The 24448-nt window shown below is 38.0% G+C and carries 20 protein-coding genes; 9 read left to right on the forward strand and 11 right to left on the reverse strand.

What is annotated here, in order from left to right:
• Positions 1–17: 17 nt before the first annotated feature.
• Entirely contained in the window at positions 18–2237 is a 2220-nt protein-coding gene (gene bglX, locus F5ESL0259_RS07455; protein WP_122038014.1) for a beta-glucosidase BglX, read from the reverse strand.
• Between the two features lie 55 nt (positions 2238–2292).
• Positions 2293–3549, reverse strand: coding sequence for a PTS sugar transporter subunit IIC (locus tag F5ESL0259_RS07460; RefSeq protein ID WP_122038015.1), 1257 nt, complete (start codon positions 3547–3549; stop codon positions 2293–2295).
• 136 nt (positions 3550–3685) lie between these two features.
• Here F5ESL0259_RS07460 and F5ESL0259_RS07465 point away from each other — a divergent pair, with 136 nt between their 5' ends.
• The gene (locus F5ESL0259_RS07465; protein ID WP_158596020.1) at positions 3686–4522 is read left to right on the forward strand and encodes a helix-turn-helix transcriptional regulator; all 837 of its coding nucleotides are present in this window, start codon (positions 3686–3688) and stop codon (positions 4520–4522) included.
• Between the two features lie 106 nt (positions 4523–4628).
• Here the strand turns inward: F5ESL0259_RS07465 and F5ESL0259_RS07470 are convergent, their stop codons facing one another.
• The 6 genes from F5ESL0259_RS07470 to F5ESL0259_RS07495 form a co-directional block, all read right to left on the reverse strand.
• Positions 4629–6074, reverse strand: a complete 1446-nt coding sequence (locus F5ESL0259_RS07470) for an FAD-dependent oxidoreductase (RefSeq protein WP_122038017.1) — start codon at positions 6072–6074, stop codon at positions 4629–4631.
• Between the two features lie 67 nt (positions 6075–6141).
• A complete protein-coding gene (locus F5ESL0259_RS07475) occupies positions 6142–8004 on the reverse strand; it encodes an FAD-dependent oxidoreductase (RefSeq protein WP_122038018.1) in 1863 nt (620 codons plus the stop codon).
• A gap of 28 nt (positions 8005–8032) precedes the next feature.
• Positions 8033–9259 (reverse strand): nitrate/nitrite transporter, encoded by a 1227-nt coding sequence (locus tag F5ESL0259_RS07480; protein WP_046325531.1) that lies wholly within the window; start codon positions 9257–9259, stop codon positions 8033–8035.
• Positions 9260–9289: 30 nt separating this feature from the next.
• Positions 9290–10774, reverse strand: coding sequence for an FAD-dependent oxidoreductase (locus F5ESL0259_RS07485; RefSeq protein ID WP_122038019.1), 1485 nt, complete (start codon positions 10772–10774; stop codon positions 9290–9292).
• A gap of 203 nt (positions 10775–10977) precedes the next feature.
• Positions 10978–11889 carry a LysR family transcriptional regulator gene (locus F5ESL0259_RS07490; RefSeq protein ID WP_122038020.1) on the reverse strand — a complete coding sequence of 304 codons (912 nt, stop codon included), beginning with the start codon at positions 11887–11889 and terminating at the stop codon, positions 10978–10980.
• Between the two features lie 147 nt (positions 11890–12036).
• Positions 12037–13839 (reverse strand): FAD-binding protein, encoded by a 1803-nt coding sequence (locus F5ESL0259_RS07495; protein WP_122038021.1) that lies wholly within the window; start codon positions 13837–13839, stop codon positions 12037–12039.
• Between the two features lie 198 nt (positions 13840–14037).
• Between F5ESL0259_RS07495 and F5ESL0259_RS07500 the strand changes: the two genes are divergently transcribed.
• The 5 genes from F5ESL0259_RS07500 to lepA all read left to right on the forward strand — a co-directional run bounded on the left by F5ESL0259_RS07500 (position 14038) and on the right by lepA (position 18526).
• Positions 14038–14451 (forward strand): cupin domain-containing protein, encoded by a 414-nt coding sequence (locus F5ESL0259_RS07500; protein WP_110446598.1) that lies wholly within the window; start codon positions 14038–14040, stop codon positions 14449–14451.
• Between the two features lie 3 nt (positions 14452–14454).
• Positions 14455–14772, forward strand: a complete 318-nt coding sequence (locus F5ESL0259_RS07505) for a carboxymuconolactone decarboxylase family protein (protein ID WP_122038022.1) — start codon at positions 14455–14457, stop codon at positions 14770–14772.
• Between the two features lie 192 nt (positions 14773–14964).
• Positions 14965–15933, forward strand: a complete 969-nt coding sequence (locus tag F5ESL0259_RS07510) for an asparaginase (RefSeq protein WP_122038023.1) — start codon at positions 14965–14967, stop codon at positions 15931–15933.
• Positions 15934–16023: 90 nt separating this feature from the next.
• Positions 16024–16710 carry a TetR/AcrR family transcriptional regulator gene (locus tag F5ESL0259_RS07515; RefSeq protein ID WP_233558050.1) on the forward strand — a complete coding sequence of 229 codons (687 nt, stop codon included), beginning with the start codon at positions 16024–16026 and terminating at the stop codon, positions 16708–16710.
• Position 16711: 1 nt separating this feature from the next.
• Positions 16712–18526 (forward strand): translation elongation factor 4, encoded by a 1815-nt coding sequence (gene lepA / locus F5ESL0259_RS07520; RefSeq protein ID WP_122038024.1) that lies wholly within the window; start codon positions 16712–16714, stop codon positions 18524–18526.
• A gap of 181 nt (positions 18527–18707) precedes the next feature.
• On the opposite strand, the gene F5ESL0259_RS07525 is transcribed toward lepA, so the two are convergent.
• The 3 genes from F5ESL0259_RS07525 to F5ESL0259_RS07535 all read right to left on the reverse strand — a co-directional run bounded on the left by F5ESL0259_RS07525 (position 18708) and on the right by F5ESL0259_RS07535 (position 21314).
• A complete protein-coding gene (locus F5ESL0259_RS07525; RefSeq protein ID WP_122038025.1) occupies positions 18708–19472 on the reverse strand; it encodes a hypothetical protein in 765 nt (254 codons plus the stop codon).
• 2 nt (positions 19473–19474) lie between these two features.
• Positions 19475–20017, reverse strand: a complete 543-nt coding sequence (locus tag F5ESL0259_RS07530; RefSeq protein WP_052724666.1) for a Panacea domain-containing protein — start codon at positions 20015–20017, stop codon at positions 19475–19477.
• A gap of 604 nt (positions 20018–20621) precedes the next feature.
• Positions 20622–21314: a 2,3-diphosphoglycerate-dependent phosphoglycerate mutase gene (locus tag F5ESL0259_RS07535; RefSeq protein ID WP_110446606.1), complete on the reverse strand. Its 693-nt coding sequence runs from the start codon at positions 21312–21314 to the stop codon at positions 20622–20624.
• 158 nt (positions 21315–21472) lie between these two features.
• Between F5ESL0259_RS07535 and F5ESL0259_RS07540 the strand changes: the two genes are divergently transcribed.
• From F5ESL0259_RS07540 to F5ESL0259_RS07550, 3 genes are all read left to right on the forward strand, one after another.
• Positions 21473–22270 (forward strand): DUF6612 family protein, encoded by a 798-nt coding sequence (locus F5ESL0259_RS07540; RefSeq protein WP_122038026.1) that lies wholly within the window; start codon positions 21473–21475, stop codon positions 22268–22270.
• 341 nt (positions 22271–22611) lie between these two features.
• Positions 22612–23385: a hypothetical protein gene (locus F5ESL0259_RS07545; RefSeq protein WP_122038027.1), complete on the forward strand. Its 774-nt coding sequence runs from the start codon at positions 22612–22614 to the stop codon at positions 23383–23385.
• A 97-nt stretch (positions 23386–23482) separates the two neighbouring features.
• Entirely contained in the window at positions 23483–24448 is a 966-nt protein-coding gene (locus F5ESL0259_RS07550) for a Gfo/Idh/MocA family protein (protein ID WP_122038028.1), read from the forward strand.

Genomic DNA, 24448 nt, shown 5'->3' on the forward strand with positions numbered 1-24448 from the left:
TCTTAATTAACTTTTTACTAATCAACTAAGGTAAAATCCTGCTCTAGGCAATCCCGTGAATTACTGCCGACATATAGAGTAAATTCTCCGTTTTCTAAAACTTTTTTACCTGTATTATCAAAGAAAGTCAATTGCTTAGGACTAATATTAAAGTTGACAGTTTTTTCTGTGTGAGCTTTAATAGCTATCCTCTTAAAATCAATTAACCTCTTTACTGGCTGAACAATCGATGCCACTTTGTCGTGCATATAAAGTTGAACTGTTTCCTCACAGTCCCAGTCACTGTCATTTTTTAGCACCACTTTAGCTACAATTTGTTCATCATGATGCAGTTCTTTTTTATCTAACGTCATCTTTTCATAGCTGATATGACCATAAGATAGGCCATAGCCAAATGGATATAGAGGTTCAGCAGGAGCATCCAAATATTTTGATAAAAAGCGGCCAACATGTTGCGAATCATGAACGGGACGGCCAGTTGACAAGTGATTGTAATAAAGCGGTTCTTGTCCTGAACTGTACGGAAACGACATTGTCAGTCTTCCAGAAGGATTGGCTTTGCCGAATAAAATATCTGCAATTGCTGCTCCACCTTCGGTTCCGGGGAACCAGCACTCAAGTATACTGTCAACTTTGTCTTTGACGTTTGTTAACACTAGTGGGCGGCCACTAATAATTAGGAGAACTACTTTTTTACCCAAAGCAGAAATTTTATTGATCAAATCTAACTGATTAGCTGGCAAAGAAAGATTCGTTTTTGAACCCGCTTCTCCGGCTTCAAGAGTGCTTTCTCCCATCGCCAAGATCACAACATCTGATTCTCGGGCTGCTTGAAGTGCCAATTTGTTATTATTCTTTTCTTCCTCTTCAGTTGAAATGACCTGAGAAATTGCTTCATCAGACGGAAAGCCCATTTCTTGCAGCATCTGGCGACTACGATTAATATCCGTTCCCTTAGCGGTTTTAATATCGGGCACATAACGTTTCAGTCCCTCAAAAATTGAAACGCTGTCTTTAGGTTCGCCATGTACAGCCCACATTCCTAGCAAAGAATGTTCGGTACTGTATGGTCCTATCAACGCCAATTTCTCATTTTTGTTAAGTGGTAAAACGTTATTTTTATTTTGGAGCAGTACCACGGCTTCTGTAGCAATTTTTCTGGCCAGATTCCGTTTATCTTCGGATAAAACACTAGCCTTTTCTCTAGCTAGCGACGTTCCTCGATAAGGGTCTTCAAACAAACCGAAGTCATTTTTTAATGATAAAACGCGCCAAACGGCTGCATCAATTTTCTTTTCATCTAATTGACCATTAGTTACCAGCTGCTTTAAACCGTTAGCATAACACTGCGATTTCATATCTATGTCAACAGTAGCATTCAAAGCTTTATAGGATGCATCAACTGTATTTGCAGCAAATCCATGTTTAACCAGTTCATAAATTGAAGCATAATCGGAGATAATGATGCCCTTAAAGCCCCAAGCTTTTCTGAGCAAATTATCTAACAATCTCTTATCTGCAGTTGACGGAACGCCATTTAAAGCTGCCAAAGAAGTCATTGCTAATTTAGCACCAGCTTTTACTGCTGCTTTATAAGCAGGCAAATAATTCTGATAAAGGTTGCTAATTGACATATCAACTGTATTATATTCTCTGCCAGACTCAACTCCACCATAACCGGCAAAGTGCTTAAAGCAGGCTGCTACTCCTTTATTTTCCTCTATTTTTTCCTGAAAACCTTCAACCATGGCTTCAGCATATTTAGAATTAAGGTATGGATCCTCACCGGGAGATTCTAAGACCCTGCCCCATCTGGCATCATGCACGGTATCAAGCATAGGAGCATAAGCAACTTGAATACCAGCAGCCGAAGCTTCATCGGCTGCTGTAGCAAAGGCCTTTTTGATGATTTCTGGGTTCCAGGTTGCACCTAGGCCTAAGGGAATCGGATAAATTGTTTTATAACCATAAATTACATCAGACATAAACATCACCGGAATATGATGCGGCTGTCTGGCCATCTGTTGGTCCTGTACTTTTCGAGTAGTCTCAGCTCCCGCAACGTTGAGAACCGATCCGGTTAGGTCAACCATTTTCTGTGAAATACCTAATTTATCTCGCGGACCGTATGAAATATCGTTTGCTTGAAAAAATTCCCCTGATAATTGGATTAACTGTCCAATTTTTTCGTCAAGGCTCATATCCTTCAACAACAGTTTTAATTGTTTTTCTTCCATAATATATACCTTCTAATGAAAAAGAGGTTGATTGCAACCTCTTCTATTATATAGTCTATTTAGCTGCATTTTGTTCTTGTGCTAAAGCTTTCTTGTCAGCTCTTCTAAACCATGGGTACCATAGAATTGGTGAAATCACTAGCTGGATCAGCAGAACCAAAATAACAATTGAAATATGTCCACCTAATAATGCGTGCACGCCCAGCGGCAATCCAAATACTGCCTGAGCACCTGTACATCTGGCAACTATGCCTAGTTTGGTTAACAAGCCAGCTATCATGACCACAATAGCATTATTTGTCACAAACGGCACAAAGAAATCAAAATTAAGAACTAATGGCGTACCGAAAATTACAGGTTCAGTAATTCCAAACAAGGCAGGAACAATTGAAATTTTACCTAAAGTCTTATATCTCTGACTCTTAGCAATAAAAAGCATTAGTAAAACCAGACCTAAAGCTGTTCCGCCCCAAGTGTAAAAATTAAAGAAGGCATAGCCATAAATGTTAGGAACAGGACGACCGGCTTTGTATGCTGTTAAGTTTTGCATATCAAGTGCCATCCAAATAGGAACAACAATTGGTGTTATTACGTTTGTACCGTGAATACCAAAGAACCAGACTAATTGTTCAATTAAACAAATTAGAACCATAGCCCAGAATGAACCACCAATATGCTGTAAAGGTGCTTGAATAATAGTAAAAATTAGTTGGTGAAAACTGCCAAATGGAGTCACACTAAAACCTAAGGCAACAATTGCAAAGAATACGCCTAATAGTAAAGTAGGGATTAAAGCGGCAAAAGTATCAGATACCATTGGCGGAACTCCAGCCGGCATTTTAATAGTCCACTTGTGTTGCTTCATGTAAACATATGATCTACCCACAACAATACCAACTATGATTGCTGAAAAAAGACCATCTGCGCCAATCCAGGTAACTGGAATTGCTGCAACATTTTTGATATTTCCAAGTGGTGTAATGATCAAAAATGACATTAACGAAATTATACCTGCGCTGGTGCCGTCATCATCTTTGAGAAACATTCCCGCAATGTGCTTAGCCATCAGAAACGCAACATATAAAGCAATAGCACCAATAGTTACTGAATTGACAAAACCCATAATTTTTGCCAACTGCAACATTTTCCACTTGCTGGCATAAACCGCAATCAAAGTCGCAAAAGACCCGATGATCATCGGCCCTAAGGTGGCCATCATTGCGCCCATAACTGCTTGCAGGTATTTATTATTTCCTACCCTGTCAAACCACGGTTGCATTCTTTGAAAAAACTTTGTCATCTTTTCTTTCATAAAAAACTCCTCCTTTTTGCTCCCGATATTTCATTAATTATGGTAAAGCGATTTCAGATGTGTTAAAATACATTTTCAAGAGGAAAAAACTGTAAAATAATGACCTTCCATTGTAACTTTATGCGAGATGATAACAATGTCTTATATCCAACATGAAAAAATCAGCAATTCAAAAAAGTTACCTTTCAAAATTTTTAATTTTCACGCCCACAATTTGAACAGAGTAATTCCCTTGCATTGGCACCAAAGTACTGAATTACTGTATTGTGCTCAGGGTAAGCTTGAAGTTAAACTAAAAGATCAAAGTTATTTGCTAGGCAAAAATGATTTTATGGTAATTAATCCCTATCAAATTCACTCAACAAAAAGTCCGCAACAAAACTGGGTATTATGTATTCAATTGCCACTGCCTTTTTTAAGCGAGATGACTAATAAAGAATTTTTACATGAATATGTTTTTAACGCTAATTCATGCATTGAAAAGTCAGAAAATGATCAAGAACTAATTGCAACATTTGCCAGCATTATTAGTTTACAAAATAAAAAAAGCAACTTAGTTACTAACCTCAAAATTATGACAGAGGTGATAAACGTTATTCGCATTCTGACTGAATACTATGCTCAAGAAAGTAAAACAATCGAGGAAGAGAGCAATATCAATTTTATAGAAGAGCTTACCAAATTTGTATTAAAGAACTATCAGCATGAATTGCGAATTAGCGATGTTGCACAACACTTTTGCTATTCAAATGGTTATACTTCAAGGCTAATAAAGAAAAATTTAGGCTCCTCTTTTTCCGATCTTCTAAGATTAGTCAGAATCAATAAGGCAATTGATCTGATGAATTCTTCTTCCAAGTCTTGGGTAGAAATCTCTGAATCAACGGGCTTTATAACATATCGTAATTTATATAATGCTTTTTATTCCGTCTATCACATGTCGCCTAATCAATTTAAAAAGCAAAATAAGTAATATACTATTTTGGCTAAGCAAAAAAAGGCTAACTCACATCAAAACGGGAGTTAGTCTTTTAATTTGGGATATTATTTTATTATTTTAGAAATTATTTTTGGCTTTTTTATTCCTTAGCCGCAATTGCTTTGATGGCATTACGACCTGAAAAGATACAATAACCTGCATGTGTACCAGGAACATTAACACCATAAGTATCACCATACAGAACAGCAGAACCGTCACCACCAATAGCATATAAGCCTGCAATAGGTCTGCCTTTAGTATCAAGTACTTCATTATTGATATTAACACGAAGGCCGTCACCAGTAGTATAGGCACCAACACCTAATTCAATAGCGTAAAATGGACCCTTGCCATCAACTGGCAACAGATATTTGGCCGGTTTATGAAAATCAGTATCTTCGCCGTTTGCCGCCATCTCATTATAATGTTTAACGTAAGCAACTAAGTTAGGAGTATCAATTTTCTGAGCTAGTTCTTCCAGTGTTGCGGCCTTGTGCAGGTACTGGCGACCTTCTTTTTCGGCCTTGGCAATGTCATCACGCAAAGTTGGGTACCTGTCTTCTGGAACAAATGGCTTCATTGACCTTGGGTAAGATTTATCAGTAAAGTCATCCAAAATCTTTTGACTAAAGATGCAGAAGACCCGATCTTGGCGGTTCATTGAGTTACCTTCGTTAGCCCAGTTCACAACAGCTGCACTTTCATCGACAAAACGCTCGCCTAATTCATTAACCCACATTTGCGGCTGGTCACAAACTGAACTCCAGATAGCTGTCCCCCAAAGCTTGAATGATGGAATAGTCTTATCTTTTAGCTGACCACCAAACATCATTGCCATTCCGGTGAAATACTTTTTAGCGCCCAACTTCCAGGCCAATCTCAAACCGTCTCCCGTATTTTTACCAGAGTTAACTGGAATAATGTTATCAGGATTTTGGTGAGGCGTACTTTCTAATAATTTTTGGTCGTTCAGATAACCACCTGTAGCCAAAACCACATTCTTGGCAGTAACAACTGTAGCAGTTTTTTCTACCACATTAGTCAGAGTAACATCATAAGTGCTGTCAGCATTTTGTTTTAAGTCAGTTACTCTTGTTAAAGTAAGAATCGTAATGCCCTTATTCTTAGCATACGGCTCTAAGCCATTATGAATAGCATCATGACCCTTACCTTTAAATAAGTGCCAAGTCCTAGCACCGGAGCCCAGGTTTGCTACCATACCAATTACGGCACCATGGTCTTCAAGCCAAGAAACATTTTTACCGGCATTGTCGATATATTTTTGCCACATTTTACCGTCTGCTTTGTAATGCGAATAAGTCAGTTCTTCTTTAAGCAAATCTTCCTTGTTCAGAACCGCGTTATCCTTTTTTTGCAGTTCTGAATCGGCAGCAAAAACACCTTCAACATAATTGCCAGTGCCGCCAGTTGTTTTACCTTTTTCAACCAGCAAAGTTTTTAAATTATTGTCAACAGCTTCATCTGCAGCAGCAAAGCCAGCAAGTCCAGCGCCAACAATTACTACATCATATTTTTCTTGTGTCATATTCTCTTCCTCAAGTAAAAAATCAGGCACAAACCAGTTTTTAAAATTTATACCTGATTAAATAAAACTATTTACCAGCTTTAGCAGTTTCAGCCGCATCAATTCCGGCTAATCTACCAGAGATATAAGCAAAGCCTAAAGTACCACCTTCAAAGTCAACATAAGCCTTGCCATACATTCCAGATGCATCGGCACCAGCTACGTAAAGGTTAGGCACAGGTTCGCCTTTTGCAGTTAAAGCATGCATTTTTTCATCAATTGTGGCACCGCCAAGAGTTCCCAGGTTACGGGCAATAAATTTCACAGCGTAAAATGGTCCGTTTTCAACCGGAATCATTCTCTTGGTATCAGAGAAGAACAAGTCATCTTCACCCTTCTTCTTAGCGTCATTGTATTGCTCAACTGATTTTGCCAAGTTTTCCTTGTCAACGCCCATCTTTTCGGCTAATTCAGCAATTGTATTACCAATAAATACAACGTTAGTTGCAGCCAGCTTATTTAACAGTGCAGTAAAGTCTGTCTTTTCATGTTCATGCTTAATATTTTCTTCAGTATCTGTTGGATAATTAAATTCCATGTAGAACTGGCGATGGTTCTTCCACTTGCCATAGTGATCTTCAATTGCAACTGTGCCGCCTTCTTTAATCTTGTCCAGCATTGCCTGATCAAAGACAACGAATTCGGTTTGTTGTGGTTGTTCTGACAATTCGGCTCCATGCACAGCAAAGTCTAATGCATGGGTTTCACTGGCATAACGCTGACCACGATTATTAACACGCAAGTTTGGAAAGTCAGCTAGCGCATTAAGAGGCATCCAGTTTGGGCCGACAAGTTTAACCATTTCACCGATATCTTTATTGCTAAATGTTTGCCAGAAGTAATGGGTTGAGCCGTTGATATGATGAGCAGTTCCTGCATCCCAAGCCATGTTCAAGCCGTCACCGGTATTTTGCAAAACTTGTCCTTGCGTGCTGACATCACCCAAGTATTCCTTGCGCATTTCAGGGTTACCACCAAAGCCACCTGTAGCAATAACAACTTTCTTAGCGTTAACGTGGAGCGTTTCTTCATCACTTTCAGCAATTAAACCAACAACTTTGTCATCATCTTGCAGCAGTTTTTTGCCAGCAAAACCAAAGTACATCTTGCCGCCAATTGACTTGAATTTTTCAATTAGTTTAGTTACTGCCTTAGTGCCGCCTTCTTGATAGCCATGAAGAGTAGCCGGCATGCCAATATGATCATAACTGCCACCAGTACCAGCATCAACCAGTTTCATAATGGCGCCGTTTTCATTTAACCAATCAACGGTCTTACCTGATTCATCGATAATACGGCGCACAAGAATTGAGTTCATATAGCCTTGAGAAGCGTCCATGTATTCGTCATAAAGCCACTTCTTGGAAACGACTGCATCTTGGTCTTTTTGTTGTTGACTGTCGCCCGCAAACATTCCTCCGGCAAACGTACTTGCACCAAGTGGAGAAATGGTTTTTTCAAATAAGGCAACGCTAGCGCCATGTTGCCGTGCAGCTAAAGCAGCTGCTACACCAGCACCACCGGCACCAACCACGGCGACATCAACGTCAATAGTCTCTTCTTTCTTACCGGCAGCTTGACCACCATTTTCTTTAAGGGCATCATAGTCAACACCGGCTTTATCAAGGGCTTCTTTTACGCCCGCAATAATCCCGCGTGAAGTTTCAGAAGCTCCAGAAACAACGTCAACATCAACTGATTGCTGGTCAACAATCTTTTGCGCCATTTTCTTAAATGCATTGTCAGCCAAACTGTCTGGCGCATATTTATCTAATGGTTTAACATTAACAATTTTATCTGTGTCAACCTCAACTTCAAGGTTAATTTGACTTTCTTTACCTTGACCCGAGCCAGTGTATTTGCCCGGATTTGCAGTTATTTTTTTGGTCATTACAAAATTCCTTTCAAAATCGAATCAATTATTTACCACGTGGAGCATTTTTAGCAGCATTAGCATCAGGTAAAATACCGATAAAAATTGCTGTCATCATTAAAACAATACCCTGAATGATAAAAGTCAACATAAAGTTACGTCCAGCAATCATTGAGATAATAACTGGGATACAATATGAAAACAGTAACGAAACAGTACCGATCAAACCACCTGCTGAACCTGCATATTTTGGCCCAATTTCAGGGAATGTGATTGGCATTGCCTGCATCAAAGGACCGGTCATCGCACCGAATAATCCACCAAGTACTAAAGAAATGGTTAGTGGCAATCCTAGTGGAATGAACCAAGTAAGTGCAATTAACAGACCGGCAATCAGAGTTACGGTAATCATAATTGGTTTAGCTTTTTTAGCTTTGCCAATTAGTGCAGGACCAAATAATGAACCACAAAGACTACCAATGGTAGCTATAGCAGCGATATTATTTCCTTGAATGGTAGACATTCCTCTTGCGGCAAAAGCTGGTGGCATAATATTAGAGAAAGCTTCACTTGCTCCCATTCCGACACCAACACTGATAGCGACAATCCAAGTCTTTTTACTGTGTGCAGCTTCTTTAAAGAAATCAAGGGATGATTCAGCTTTTCCTTGTTTTACTTGAGGTTGAGGAATTTCTTCACCCTTAGGGGCATCTTTTATGAAAAGCAGCCAGCAAACTGTCAGAACTAATAATAAGCTTGCTGAAAATGTAAAGGCTGCCTTTACGCTTGGAAACAGAGGACTGGTAATACGAGTTAAGATAATACCTACACTAGCCGAAGCGAAGAACACACCCATAGCTAAATTAGTATCCTGCTTAAACCAAATACCAAAAATCTTGATAGTGTTCGCATTTAAAAGTGCCATATACACGCCAAACAATAACAACATGATCATCATGGTGACAAAATTGGTGGCAATTATACGGCCATATGCACCGAATAAAGAAATAATAAGTCCTACTGAAACAATTTTCTTAGCACCGAATTTATCTGCAAGTGAACCAGCAGGAATACTTAAGAAAACTGCGACCAACATTGGTGCCATTGCCAAACTTTGAAACTGTGCTGTTGACAGATGCAAAGCCGGAATAATTTGAACAGCTAATGTTGAAATTTGAAATTGAATGTAATTGCTCGTTGCATCAAGCAAAGCTACAATCGCTAAGATTACCCATCTATAGCTGGAAAGCTTAGGTAACTGTTTTTCATCCATAATAAATTAAAACTCCTTTTGTGATTAAAACTAATTTTCAGCGGCGTATTGTCCAGCTAAACGGCCAAATGTTTGAGCATGGCTGCAAGTAAGACCTGGAACACGGTCTGGGTAACTGCCCCAGAAGAAACCACCACTGGCATTACCGGCCGCATACAAATGAGGAATTGGCTTGCCCATCTTATCAATTACTTCCATCTTGGTATTGATACGTAAACCATCTAGTGTGGCCAGCAGGCGGCCACCCATAATAACACCATAGTATGGCGCTTTAGCAACTGGGAATAATCTGAATTTTTCTTTACCAAAATCTGTATCAACGCCCATGGCACACATCTCGTTATAGCGTTTAACACTGTTAACCAAGTTATCTTTTGGTAAATTCAATTTTTCAGCCAATTCTTCAATGGTATCGGCTTTTTGAACCATACCATCATCAATTCTGCGTTGAATCTCAGCCTTATTTTCTTCAGTATTGTAAATACCAGGCCAGCCTAAACGAGAACAGCCTTGAGTTTTGAACTGGGCTAAGTGATCCATGGTATCTTCTGACCAAATTTGTGCTTCTAGGTATCCCGGTTGCTTAGCCATTGCATTAATATCAAATTGATAAGGCACACTCTCGTTGCCAAAACGTTCACCGTTCAGGTTAACTTTAAGCATAGGATATGCACCCATCCAGAAATAGCCGGGACCCTTAAAGTCAATTTGATAATGTTCTTCAGCGTTGGTACCAACAGGAACAGCCCCACGGTCAAAAATAATTTCTGCAGGTTCTTCATCGCGGGCAGCTCCCACTTTCAAACCGGCAAGAATACCTGAACCGTCATCACGTGGACCGTCAGAATATACGTTCTTCTTGTAGCCAAGCGGATCCCACTTCTTCATTAATTCAACGTTGCCGCCATAGCCACCGGTACAAATAATGACACCCTTGGTAGCCTGATACTCCGTTTTTTCACCGCTATCACGATCGCTGGTAATGACACCGGTAACCGCACCGCTGTCATCAGTGACAAGTTCTTCAAGTTTAGTATTGTATTTAAGAGTTACTCCTAACTCCTTAACTTTATCAATTACCCAATCACCATAATGAGCCCAACCATTGTCAGGTGTTGCAATTGCAAGTTCAGTGTTAAAAGCGGTGTTAACAACTGTTTCATAGTAAGCATCCTTTTGCGGTCTCAAGACTCCACCATTTGGTTTTAGAATGTTATCTTCCAGCCAGTTCGCTGTTTCATCAGCATGATTTGCCCAGGTCCAAAGTAGACGCTCATCAACATTATCTTGGAAAAATAAAGTTAAAAAGTTCATTAATTTAGCTTTATCAACCTTAATACCTGCCCGTTTTTGAGCATTACTATTCAGAGCGGCAAAGAAAGACCGGTAGAGAAATTGTGAACTGCCCTGTTTATCAATTAACAGAACTTTAGCTCCTTTTTCTGCAGCGGCACATGCTGCCATACCACCGGCATTACTGGCACCGGCGATAATTACATCATAAGTATTTTCCATTTTTGTCCCTCACTTTTTAAAACAAATTTCTCAATCGCTTACATGATACTATGAATCAAGTGATTCTTTTCACGCATTTCAGAATTGAAGATTACAAAATGGAATGCAGATATTATGTTTTTGAAAGTTAACGCAAAAAAGCTTGCACTATCAACGTTTATAAGTTGACTGCAAGCTCTACAAAAATCACCTTCTGTTGTGAATTACTTATTTTTATTTTCAAATAAATATTCGTTTATTGCTGATTTCAATGTACTTACTACTTTTTCAAGTACAGAATCATTGGTAAAGCTTTCCATATATGCAATGCCATAAGGCGAAATCTCATGATAATCAATGGGAATATATTTAATTCCCTCTGTTTGGTAATCTGCAATGAAATTAGGTAAGATGCCATAACCCCAACCTCCGCGAACATAAATATCCATTGCCAAAAAGTCTTGTACAAATTTAATATGATCCATCCCCAATTTATTGATTAGGGCAGTTTGAAAATTTAATTGCACATTTAGTGAGCTATTTGGATCAAGTAAAAATAAATCCTGACCAACCAAATCAGAAATATTAATCTTAGACTTTTCAGCTAATTTAGACTCCTGAGGACATGCTATGACTATTTTACCCTGAACCATTGGTTCAAAATTGATGTCTTCAATGATATCAACATCTTCTCGAGCAATTGCACATAAGTCTACATGATGATTGAGAAGTTCACCAATTGAATTATTAAGAACAAAAACAAATTGAATATTTAGGTTGCTACCAGATTCCCGCAATTTACGCAAAAAGATTGGTAAGATTTTTTGCTCAAATGGTGTATCACAAACTCCTATCCGCACAAGGGTTTCTGGATCATTTTTCTTACTCTGTAAATAGGCAACGGTGTAGTCCATATCGTCTACTACGTTTCTGGCCACACGATAAAAATATTTGCCGGCATTTGTTAATGAAATCCGATGATGCGCGCGATTAATTAAAGTTACCCCGATAGTATTTTCAAGATCTTTAATATTTTTAGAAACTGCTGATTGGGAAAAATTGAGCTGCTCAGCTGCGATAGTAAAACTTGAATTATCTATAGCCTTGATAAAACAACGTAATTGAGTAAAATTCATTTTTATTACCTCATTAAAAATCTCAATTTAATTTCTGTATATATTATACTAAAAACTTTTAATATAAAAATACGGGCTTTACTTTATCCAATTTGTTTTAGTGTATACAAAAAGGCCATTTAGCGCAAATGGCCTTTTTAAAAACTGTTACTTTATCTTACTTAGCGCATCATTAACCGCATCTTTGAGACCGCGTGATGAGCTTGAGGCACCGCTGACTGCATCAACATCAACGGTATTTTCCTGAACCATTTTGGCAGGTAAAGTCTTGATAGCTTTCAAGCCATAGTCATCTGATTCAGCTTGCTTCAAAACTTCAATATTCTTTAAGTTCTTTTGTTCATCAACAGTTACCCGGACAACTATTTCATCACCCATACCTTTAGTTGATTTACCAATATATTGGTTTTCTCCTGTTTCATAGGTTTCGTGTTTAAGATCCGAAGTTAAGTGCTTTTCAGGCATAGTAGCACCACTTGCTGCATCAGTTGTTGCAGCAGCTTTTGGTTTAGCCGCATTTTCTCCTGCAATCTTGCCCCAAATTAAGCATTCTGCCAAATTATTGCCGCCTTGGTATTGGTTAGCACAGATACCGCCAAGTTCACCAGCAGAATAAAGATTTGGAATTGCTTTACCTCTGGTATCTAAAATTTCGGCATTCTTATTTCTTCTAGGTCCGCCTTGCGTATTGAGCATAGTTTGTTCTAGTCTGACAGCATAAATTGTGTTACCAGTAAATGCACGTAAAGTTGCTGGATCTCTTCTAAATTCGGGATCATCTTGCTTTTGACATGCTTGATTGAAACGATTGAGGGTATCAGACAATACTGCCGGTTCAACACCAATTTTATCGGCTAATTCGGAAACAGAGTCAGCTTTGATAACATTTTCTGTGTATGGTTTGTAATCGCCAATAATTTTATCGCTATCTAATTCATGCTTTTTAGTTTCATCAAAAATCAAGTATGGGTGCTCTTGATTTAGCGGCACTTTCCATTGACCATGATTCTTGATATGGCCGTGGCGGTTTTCTTCTGCTTCATTAAAGTATCTGGTACCGTCATCACCTACAACAAAGGCACTACCGCTAGAAACAACTTCATTTTGAGGCCCTAACATTAAGCGACCGCGTTGTCCTGCTGGTACCGCAAAAGCCATACCATGAAGCAGACCTAAAGATTCATAATTATGTAAATGCCAAAAATCAGCGCCAACTTCCAGGGCCATTCTCAGACCATCACCTTTGTTGTAAAGGGTGCCTAAAGGTGCCAGTCTTTTGGCGCCAATAAAGTCTTCAATCATTCTTTGATTATTTTCAAAACCACCGGTAGTCATGACAACACCATTTTTAGCCTGAACTTTGAGCAGCTTACCGTCACGCTTAATCACTACGCCGTAAATCTTTTTAGTTTCCGGATCTTGAATTAGTTCTTCTGCAGGTGTGCTGTACAAAACATCTATTTTGTCTTGCCGTTTCACTACTTGCTCTTTTAAAATCTGCCATAAGGAAGCATCAAACCATTGTTTAGTTACAGTGGTATAATCGTAGGACTCTGAACCTGGAAATTCCGGGAATTCCCTGATAGCATTAATTCTGTCAGGGGCATATTCTTTAGCACTATTTGGTTTAACACCCAAATATTTTGAAACAAATTCAGGAATGTGCACCATCCCATCGACATAAGTATCAATCATCTCTTCGTCAAGTTCCATTGGCGCTGTTAGTTTCTGATAATACTTTTTCAACTCATTAAAGTCATTACTCGTACCAATTAATTGGGCAGAATACCGGGTATTACCACCTTCGTGCCCTTCAGGAGCTGCATCAACCAGCAGCACTTTAGCGTCATGATCAGCCGCAAACTGAGCAGCAATGGCACCAGCACCGCCAAATCCTAAAACTACAACATCATAATTTGCATCCCATGCAAAATCTTTATGATAAATCATATAAATCTCCTTTGTATAAATCGCTTTCATTTATCAAATTAATTTTATCACATTATATTTTTCAAATATATACTATTCAAAAAACAATAATCATTATTAATAAAACTCATTGAACTCATCTGTTAAAACCACTTGACTTAAAGTTCACGTTAAGGATTAAAGTAATCTTATTAAATCAAATATAAAGGAGTTAAAAAAATGGACGATCATAAAAGTGATGTGCAAGATGGTATTTTTGCTTTAGGTGAAAAAAATACTGCTTATCAAAAATATTTTAAAGGTCAAAGCTACCTGCAGAGTTTAGTCAGTGATCCTAATATTAATGTCAGCGTTTCAAATGTTAGTTTTGAACCCGGTTGTCGCAACAACTGGCATCAGCATATCGGTGGCTTTCAAATTTTACTGGCTACTGCCGGTGTAGGCTGGTATCAAGAAGAAGGTAAGCCGGCACGCAAACTGCACCCAGGAGATGTCGTCGTAGTTCATGACAGCGTCAAACATTGGCACGGCGCTACCAAGAACAGTTGGTTTGCACATATAGCTATTACTGCGGGAACGCCTAAATGGTTGGAACCTGTTACAGATGAAGAATATGAGAAGCTGGAGGATTAAAAAATGAAAAAACAAACAGCTGGTAGAGATAAACTAGGTGATTTTGCACCTAAATTTGCCGAATTAAATGATGATGTTTTATTTGGTGAAGTTTGGTCAAGAGAAGATAAATTATCTGCACGCGATCGTAGTTTGATTACCTGTGCTGCATTAATGGCACAAGGCGCTTTTCCCCAACTTAAATCACATATGATTATGGGCAAAAAGAACGGTATTACCAAAGACGAAATGGTGGAGTTGATTACCCACCTGGCCTTTTATTGCGGCTGGCCTAAAGCATGGTCAGCATTTGGTCTGGCGCAAGAGGTTTTCGCTGATTAAAACTTTTTAACTTGAACGGCTGGTCTGTTTGCTCATATGACCTCCAAATTTGTCTTAAATTTGTGGTTCATATCACTGCTTCGTCTGGCTGCTTTTTTATGTCTAAAAACTTTGACCGTTAAAGGTATCAGCAGCTGAAAATTTATGTTACTCTTGATGGGTATTAAAAGAAATTACGGGAGTAAAACGATCATGAGCAAAAAAATTTTGATTTTACACACTGGTGGCACCATTTCAATGTCAGAAGATGAAAATGGCAAAATTAAGCCCAACAGTCAAAACCCATTAGCTGACTTGTCTTTAAACGTTGATGATGACGTGCAGTTAGTTACAGAAGAAATTTTTAATTTACCCTCGCCCCATATGACTCCTGAGCGTATGTTACAGCTCTCCTTGCGTATCCGCCAAGCTGAAGCAGAAGGCTTTTTTGGCGCAGTTGTAACTCACGGCACTGATACTTTAGAAGAAACAGCCTTATTTTTAGACCTAACCATCTCCAGCAAAATGCCTGTAGTAGTAACCGGGGCCATGCGTTCTTCTAACGAAATTGGTAGCGACGGCCTGTACAATTTCAGGACAGCAATTATGGTGGCCAGTTCTGATGCTTCCATTGGTAAGGGCGTTGTAGTAGTCATGAATGATGAAATTCATCCAGCCCGTTATGTCACCAAAACTCACACCACCAACGTAGCTACTTTTCGGACAGCCACTTTTGGTCCAATTGGCGTTGTTTCAGAAGGCCACGTCAATTATGTGCAAACTATTAACCCGCAGCAACATTTACCTATTGATCATGTCGTTGCAAATGTCTATCTAGTAAAGGCCTATGCAGGAATGGGACCAGAAATTTTGCAGGCCTTAGACAAACCGACAACTAAAGGAATAGTTATTGAAGCTTTAGGTGCCGGCAACATGCCGCCACAAACACTGCCAGCACTGCAAAAATTGCTTGAGAACGATATTCCGCTGGTATTAGTCTCACGCTGCTTTAATGGTATCGCTGAACCAGTCTATGATTACGAGGGTGGCGGTGTTGGCTTAGCCAAAATGGGTATTATCTTCTGCCGCGGCCTTAATGGCCAAAAGGCCAGAATTAAACTCTTAGTGGGCTTAAGTGCCGGACTTCATGGTGAACAATTAAAGAAATACATTAATAAATAAAATATGTGTTCAAGCCAGCTGCAGGCGTAGCTGGTTTTTTGCTTGCAAAAATTAATAATTATTTGTAAAATGACCGTTGGTCATTATTGAATGAAAGGAGCAGAAAATATCATTATGTATGTCTTAACTCCCAGAGAAAAAGAAGCCAAAAAGCAGCTAATTGCGGCTGCTGCCAGTAAATTATTTCAAAAAAATGATTTTAACCAAATATCCATGGCGCAAATTGCACATGAATCAGGCGTAGCTAAAGGCACACTATTTAATTACTTTAAAACCAAAGAAAACATCTTTATGTATCTGCTGCTTTCCGGTTATCAAGACTACCTCAAAGAAGTACGCCAGCGTTTTCAAAAAACTGCAAGTCTCACTTCTTGGAATGACTTTGCTGCCTTTTTATTAGAACAAAATCACTTGTTAATACGTGAAAGGCCTGATTTATTACGGCTTAACGCATTACGGGGACCAATTTTAGAAGCAGCAGCTGACAGAGAACAAACTTTGGCCGGTCGGGAAAAATTATATGAAATAAATCAAAAGCTAGGTCAGACGATTGCTGCAAGAATCACACTATTAAGCGTTAAAGAGGCCAGTCACCTTTTTATTATTCAAAGCGCCATAATTAGCGGACTCATGAACATGATGAACTTAGACGAATTTCATCATGACCAGTTACCCGTTGATTTTAAGGGATTTCAAATTGATCTCGAACAGGAAGCCAATCAAATAATGTTGTTTTACTTACAAGGATTACAACAAAAACTGGAGGGAACTAAATAAAATGAAACTTGCTAATATTAGAAATTTTGCCATAATTGCTCATATTGATCATGGTAAATCAACCTTAGCTGACAGAATTATGGAACAAACTGATACTGTCAGCAAAAGACAATTAAGCGACCAGCTGCTCGACAGCATGGAAGTTGAACAAGCGCACGGAGTAACGGTCAAATCACGATCAGTGCGTAACTTTTATCAAGCTGACAATGGTCAAGAATACGAATACAATCTAATCGATACACCGGGACACGTTGATTTTTCTTACGAAGTCTCTAAAAGCCTCGCCGCCAGCGATGGTGCTATTTTATTAGTTGACGCAACCCAAGGCGTACAAGCACAAACCGTAGCCAACTTACGTTTAGCTTTAAAGCATAACTTGACCATCATTCCGGTGATTAACAAGATTGACAATGCGGCGGCTGACGTTGCGGCAACAGAAGCGCAAATTCGTGCGCTGCGTCCCGAATTTGCAGACGTGGCTATTTTAAAAATTTCTGCTAAAACTGGCGAAAATGTTCACCAAGTACTAGAAGCAATTTACCAAAAAATCCCAGCTCCTCAGGGAAAACCCGCTGCACCTCTTAAAGCCTTAATTTTTGACTCGCAATATGATTCTTACCAGGGAATTATTGCGGACGTCAGACTAATTGACGGCACGTTAAAAAGCCAGCAAAAACTGGAATTAATGCAGAATGGCAGCACATTTAATGCTCAAGCAGTGGGAATCTTCACGCCAGATATGAAGCCAGTAAAGGAATTAAATGCGGGTGAAGTCGGCTATCTTGTGACTGGGATTAAGGATGTTGCCAGCGTGCAGGTTGGCGATACCTTAACCACTGCGGAAAATCCGACTAAAAATGCCATTCCCCACTTTAAGCCAGCGCAATCAATGGTTTATGCTGGTTTTTATCCTAAAGGAAATACCAGCTATGAGGCTTTAAAGCAGGCTATCAGTAAACTAGCTCTCAATGATTCAGCCTTTCATTACACCCCCGAACAGTCCGAAGCTCTTGATGCCGGCTTTCGTTGCGGCTTCTTAGGTATTTTCCATTTGCAAATCATCCAAGAAAGATTGCGCGATGAATATCATGTGGAAGTGTTGACAACCGCGCCCAATGCCACCTATCACGTTTACCTCAAGCAGCCTCAGCCTAAGCAAGAATACCTCACCATCACTAACCCAGCTAAATTTCCTGATTTTTCTGAAATTGACTACGTTACCGAATCTTACGTTAAGGCCGTAATTACCACGCCCAATGAATACTTGGGTGCCGTCATGAAATTATGCGACCAGCATTTTGGGGAAATGGTAGACTTGGACAACCAACAAGATTTAGTCACATTAACATACAAACTGCCGGTGTCTGAAATTGCCTATGACTTTTTCAACAGCTTAAAATCAATTACTCATGGTTTTGCGACTCTTGACACTGAATTTCTGGACTACGAACTGGTGGATGTAGTTAAAATTCAAATTCAGATTAACTATGCTGCTGTCGATGCTCTCGATATTATTGTGCCGCGGCAAAAAGCCGATTTGATCGCCCATAAATTAGTTAAAAAATTGAAATATACTGTGCCGCGGCGTTTATACCCCATGCCTGTGCAAGCAATGGTGGAAAACAAGTCAATAGCCAGGGTTGACGTGCCGCCTTTGCGTAAAAATGCGGCTGTTAATGGCGAAAAACGGAGTATTTCGAAGAAACAGCAACTTTTACGCAGACAAAGTTTAAACAAAAGACAAGCCGTTAAAAGTGACATTAAGCTGCCGCAAAGCGTCTTTGATGCCATTTTAAATATTAATGAACCGGATTAGAAAAAATATCTATAAAGAAAAATTAAAAAGCCCCTTTTATTAGACCTACAATCTATCTAATAAGGGGGCACTTTTTGTTTAAACTATTCAAATAAAAGCTCTACTCTAGTTCAGCAATATTCTCCAACTCTATAATCATTAGGTAAGTAGATTTTGACATAAGAGATATTTCTGGTAAAAGTTAGTCTAGCCAGTTTATAAGTTCTTTTTTGATTGCATTTCTGCTTACTTTCTTTTGAAACAATCCTTCTAAGGAGCAATTAAAGCCCTTTACTTTTTTATATTCTATTTCATTTATCTCATCACGAGATTTACCCTTACTAGGAACAGGACAAACCAAATGATGTGGATCAAGCAGAAAAACTATTAACCAACTTTCTTCTTTTTCACTATTGATATTTTCCACATCATATACGGAAAAAGCTCTAAATTTTCCTTTACCTACCCCATCACTAACCTGAGTGTATTCATTAGTGATATAAGATTCATATATCGCATATTTTTTAAAATCAATATTAATGCAGGCACTAAAAATTGTTTTAATTCTCTTTCCATTTTTCAAAGACAAATTAATCAGTCTCAATTTATTATTAACTACTTCAGAATTGCAAAAAATATTTTCAAAGTTAATCCCAATCGAATCATTATAATTCTCCATTGAGCCATAAATATAATTTGTAAATAAAAGATTTGCTATTTTTAGACTGCTTAAACAACAATGTAAAAAAGCTACTTTGGGTTTTATTGATTGGGCATTTAAAGGAAACTCAATTTTTTTGACAGTTGAAGAAAAATCTAAGCCATCAAGGTTAGAGCCACTGTTCACTTTTTGTTCATCTGTTAAAAAGCTTAGACCATTAAGCTTTCTATTAGATTGGAACTTCTTATCTTGATTAAAAAAGCTCAAATTGTTAAAAGACTTATTTGAACTTTTATGTTTTTTCATTTCTACTCACCTATATAATTGATATAGTCCTGCTTTATTTGATTACTATCAATTTTACAGTGTTGCTCATTCTCGTTATACGCGTCTTTCCAGGCCTTATCTTTATGAGATCTCTGAACTAAGCCGAAATCATTTACTTCATTAATCTGATCTACTAAATTATTAATAAATAATAGAACTTCTCTCTTTTCAGATTCACCAGTAGAAATTTTATCTTGAATTTCGTTTGAATTTAGTTTCTTAATTTTATCGCCTTTATATGCCGCATACACTTTATTTATGACTGGACCGTATCTCCATGCTTCAAAGTCAGGCTCAAACAGCTCTGGAGGGTAAGCACCATCTTGCAGATCAAACTCGCTTTGATCATCAGTACTGTACTGAATATTGCCGTATGTAGCTGAATAAAATGCCCACAAAAAATACAAGGTCTTTTGAATTTTCAGCGGTGTAGGATTATCTAGTCTATATTCTAAATACCCAGCTAAATCTATTACGTTGTCAAAAACAAATTTTGCTGTTTTTTTACCAGCAGTTTTAGTCATATGTATGCACCCTCTCCCCTTCAGTAAAACCAAGAAATCTAGATTTCTTGGTTTTACTATAACACTATTTTGCCCAAAATTAGTGTGATTTAGGCAAATATATACAAAACTTACGTTCTGTCTATATTTTTAAAAATAATTCCAAAAAATTGCGATATATTTTATTCAAAACAATAAGCAAATTACCATTTATTTGTTATCTTTCTCGTAACGCTACTTTCACTTATCAGAAAGTCGTGAGATAAAATTAGTCAAATCAATTTAAACCTAACAGCATTTTATGCTACCGTGTTAAAAAAAGAGAGAATCGATAATTAAAGAAGTCATCTTGGGCTACTATGATAAAAAAGTTTAGAAATTGTTGCATAGTTTGCATAATAAATAAGCCATAAAACTATTCGAAAAGATATTCTAAAGAGGGATAAAAATGAAAACTGAAACAGAAAAAATGCTTGCTAAATTAACAAAAGACGATCCAAAATTAAAAGAATATGCTGAACAATCTGGTCGACAACTTGACGCTTCTGTCAAAATTGACAAATAAACTGCAGCTACAAAAAATTCCTAACCACGAAGGTTAGGAATTTTATTTTTCAATTTAAAATTAGTCGTCTAACTTCTCTTTGTTAGTGACATTCAACTTGTCATCAAAGGTGTAAACTACAGGTTCACCGGTCTTCATTTCCAAGTTCATAATATCAGCGTCAGAAATGTTTTCGATGTATTTAGTCAAAGCACGAAGTGAATTACCGTGAGCGGCAATAATGACATTCTTACCAGCCAATAGGTCTGGTGCAATATGATCTTCCCAGAATGGCATAACTCTCTTTAAGCAAACCTTTAAGTTCTCAGTCCGAGGAATAATGTGTGGGTCAAGGTCAGCATAGCGACGATCGTGAACTTGACTGTATTTAGAGTCATCCTCAATCTTTGGTGGTAAAACATCGTATGAACGACGCCAAATGTGGACTTGTTCATCACCGTACTTGTCAGCAGTAGCCTTCTTGTTTAAGCCTTGCAAGCCTCCGTAGTGACGCTCGTTTAATCTCCAGGTCTTAGTTTCGGGAACCCAAAGTTGGTCGCTTTCTTCCAAGGCATAGTGCAAAGTCTTAATGGCACGAGTTAAAACTGAAGTATAAGCTTGATCAAATTTCAAGCCGTGTTCCTTAATTAACTTACCTGCATTCTTGGCTTCTTCAACGCCTTTTTCTGATAAATCTACATCAATCCAACCAGTAAATTTATTTTCAAGGTTCCATTCACTTTGTCCGTGACGAATCAAAACTAATTTTGACATGAAATATCTCCTTTGCAAATTAAATGTTTCACTTACTATTTTACACATTTACATTTTGTTTTCATAGGTTTTAGGGTTAAAAATCGTTTTTTAAATTCAAGTTTTAAGATACAATAGAAATAATAATGATTATAAGAAAAGAGATTATCTAACTCGTTATGAAAATTAAAAAACTAATGCTGGGCCTAAGCTTAATGGCGGCTTTAATTGCTGGTGGTTGCTCGAAGCCAAAAAAGCAAAGCGAACCAATTTTAACTAAAAGCCAAGTAATCAAATGTTCACAGAAATCTTTTAAGAGTGGGCAGGCAAAACAAGTCATCACTTTGGGTACTGATACCTCTAACCAAGTTGTTGCTACGACTGCCCTCTTTGGAGGCAATCCCACCGTTTTTCAACTTAATTCCCAAACACAGGCTAAAGGCAAAACCCAGTCTGCACAAGAATGGGTTGATAATTCCAATCATATCTATATTAATGGTGAAAGCAGTTGGTATAAGAGCGACTTTAACAAATTAACTGGTCATTCATACGTTGATTTATTAGACTCCATAGTCAACAACCCTATGTTAATGGATCCGCCTGCAGCTCTTACAAAAGCTTATAAAATGACGCGTAAGGGGCAAACATATACGCTAGATGCAACAGTTAAAGATCAAAAGACCATAAAGAAGGCGCTTGACCCTATCTTTGTCACTAATAATCAAAGCTCAAAGCAACAAACGATTTACCGTAAAATAGCCAAAATAGGTAAGATTCAAGGTATGACCGCAAAGCTAGTGGTTAAAAATAAGAAGCTTTATACGTTTCAATACTTAGTTAAAATTAAAGTAAACAAATTAATGCGCTTCAGTGCTGGTCAAAGTTATGGCAACATTGGTAGCAGAGACTTTTTAAAGATTCCTAATAATGCACTTAACGCCAAGCCATTACCTGAAACAAATAAAAAGAAGAAATAACTATTATTAATGTGAATCCTAAAACCAGCAAAGTTTATGGGGTTCTAGTTAAGGACTTACTTCCGCTACTAAGCAGAAGCTAGTCCTTTTAATTTAGAAAAAATGCCGAATAATGAAATGAGTCCTGCAAATTAAGCAACTTGCGGGACTCTTTTTATGACCGGATTATCTAAAAATCAAGCTCTACCATCACTGGCAACAGGATTATTCGGACCTTTATTTGACCAAGATTTGTTGGGCATACTAATATATATAATTTTAATAAAAATTTAACTAAAAAAGGTATACAAAAGTTTTTTTTAATATAAAATATAGGTATCTTAAAAAAGGAGATGTTACCAATGAAATTTAAAAAACTAATTTCTGCTGTTTTATTATCTGCCGCCCTTGTTGGTGGTGGTTTGACTCACGCCAAAACAGTTGACGCAGCGTTAAATAAAAAGCAAGCTATTGCGATTGTTAACAATAAAAAGGCGGAACCAACCAGTGGCCAATACGTTTTCACCACTAAGATTAAAAGTGGTAAGCAAAAACTGGGTTTTGATGCACATGGTGCCTTCACTACCAAGCCTCAACTAGTGCAATCTATTACTACCGTCAACGCTGGCAAAAACAAAGGTAAAGTAGAACAATGGGTTGATATGACTTCTAACCGCCTTTACACCAAAGTCGATGGCAAATGGCAATATACAACTCTCGAAGACAGTGAAACTACTCAGCCGGACATGCAAAAATATGAAAGTACAATTAAGAAATTTGCCAAGAGTATTAAGCATGATTTCAACAAGAATGCCCGTCTTAGTCATAAAAAAGGTGTTTATACTCTCAAAAGTAGCGTCAATATGACTAAAGCAGCCAAACTATTAAATCAGATTTTTAAAGATTATAAGGTAGACACCAAGTCTTTCAAAAAACACGTTAAACTCAGCAAATGCTACGTTACTTTTACTCTGAAAGACGAAGAAGTAACAGACTATGCTGTTTCCTTTAAGATGAATTATGATAAAAAGACACCAGCATCTTTCAAACTTAAAATGTTTGGCTTTGGTGGCTCAGACTCTTTAAGCCTACCTGACGAAGTTAAAAATGCGACCCCAGATCCCAGCTACAACTAATAATCTAAAATGATAGGGTTCTCCAGATCTATTCGATGAGATAAAATAAGGGTGTTAACTCTTTAAAATATTTTCATCAGTAAAATGGAGGTCCAAAATGAAATTAGGTATTATTGGCAGTGGCAAAATTGTCCATGACTTCTTAACTACTGCTGCTAAAATTAAAAATTTGGAACTAGCAGCAATCTCTACGACTAAGCGCAGTCGCCATATCGCTGAAGATTTAGCTAAGCAGTACGGTATTAAAGAGGTCTTTGCGGATAACGATCAGTTGTGCAATGACGACAACGTAGACACCGTTTACGTCGCCGTACCTAACTTTTTGCATTATGACGTTGTTAAGACAGCCCTTCTGGCTGGCAAAAATGTTATTTGTGAAAAGCCCTATGTTGAAATCGTTGCTCAAGCTCAGGAACTTAAAAAAATAGCTGATGATCATAATGTAATTATTGTCGAGGCTATCACCAATATTCATTTGCCCAATTATAAGGAAATCAAACGAAAATTAACCAAAATAGCGCCTATTCATATCATCTCTCTGAACTATACACAATACTCCAGCCGCTATGATGATTTCTTGCAGGGTAAGATCGCTCCCGTTTTTGACCCGGCAAAAGACGGTGGCACCTTAATGGATTTAAATATTTACAATATTCATTTAGCCGTTGGTCTTTTTGGCAAACCGGAAAAGGTGCAATATTACCCAGTGATCCAGCAGCATATTGATACTTCCGGTATACTTAACTTAGTTTACCCAGATAAGCAAGCTGTTTTGATTGCTTCAAAGGACAGCTATACTACTCCAAGATCCTTTATTGAAGGTGAAAAGGGCACTATCTATTTTGACGGTTCAACGGGCGTAATCAAAAACTTTACCATTGAACGAAGAAATGGTGAAAACAGTGAATTCAACTTTAACCAATTTGATCATCGTATGGCGAGTGAATTTACAGACTTTGTTAAAATTATTGACAATCACGACACTGTGGAAGCTGACAAATTGTATGATCACAGCGTAGCTGTAATGGATGTTCTAGCTCAAGCAAAAGAGTCGGTCAAATAA

The organism is Lactobacillus sp. ESL0259 (assembly GCF_003693045.1).
Classification (GTDB): domain Bacteria; phylum Bacillota; class Bacilli; order Lactobacillales; family Lactobacillaceae; genus Lactobacillus; species Lactobacillus melliventris.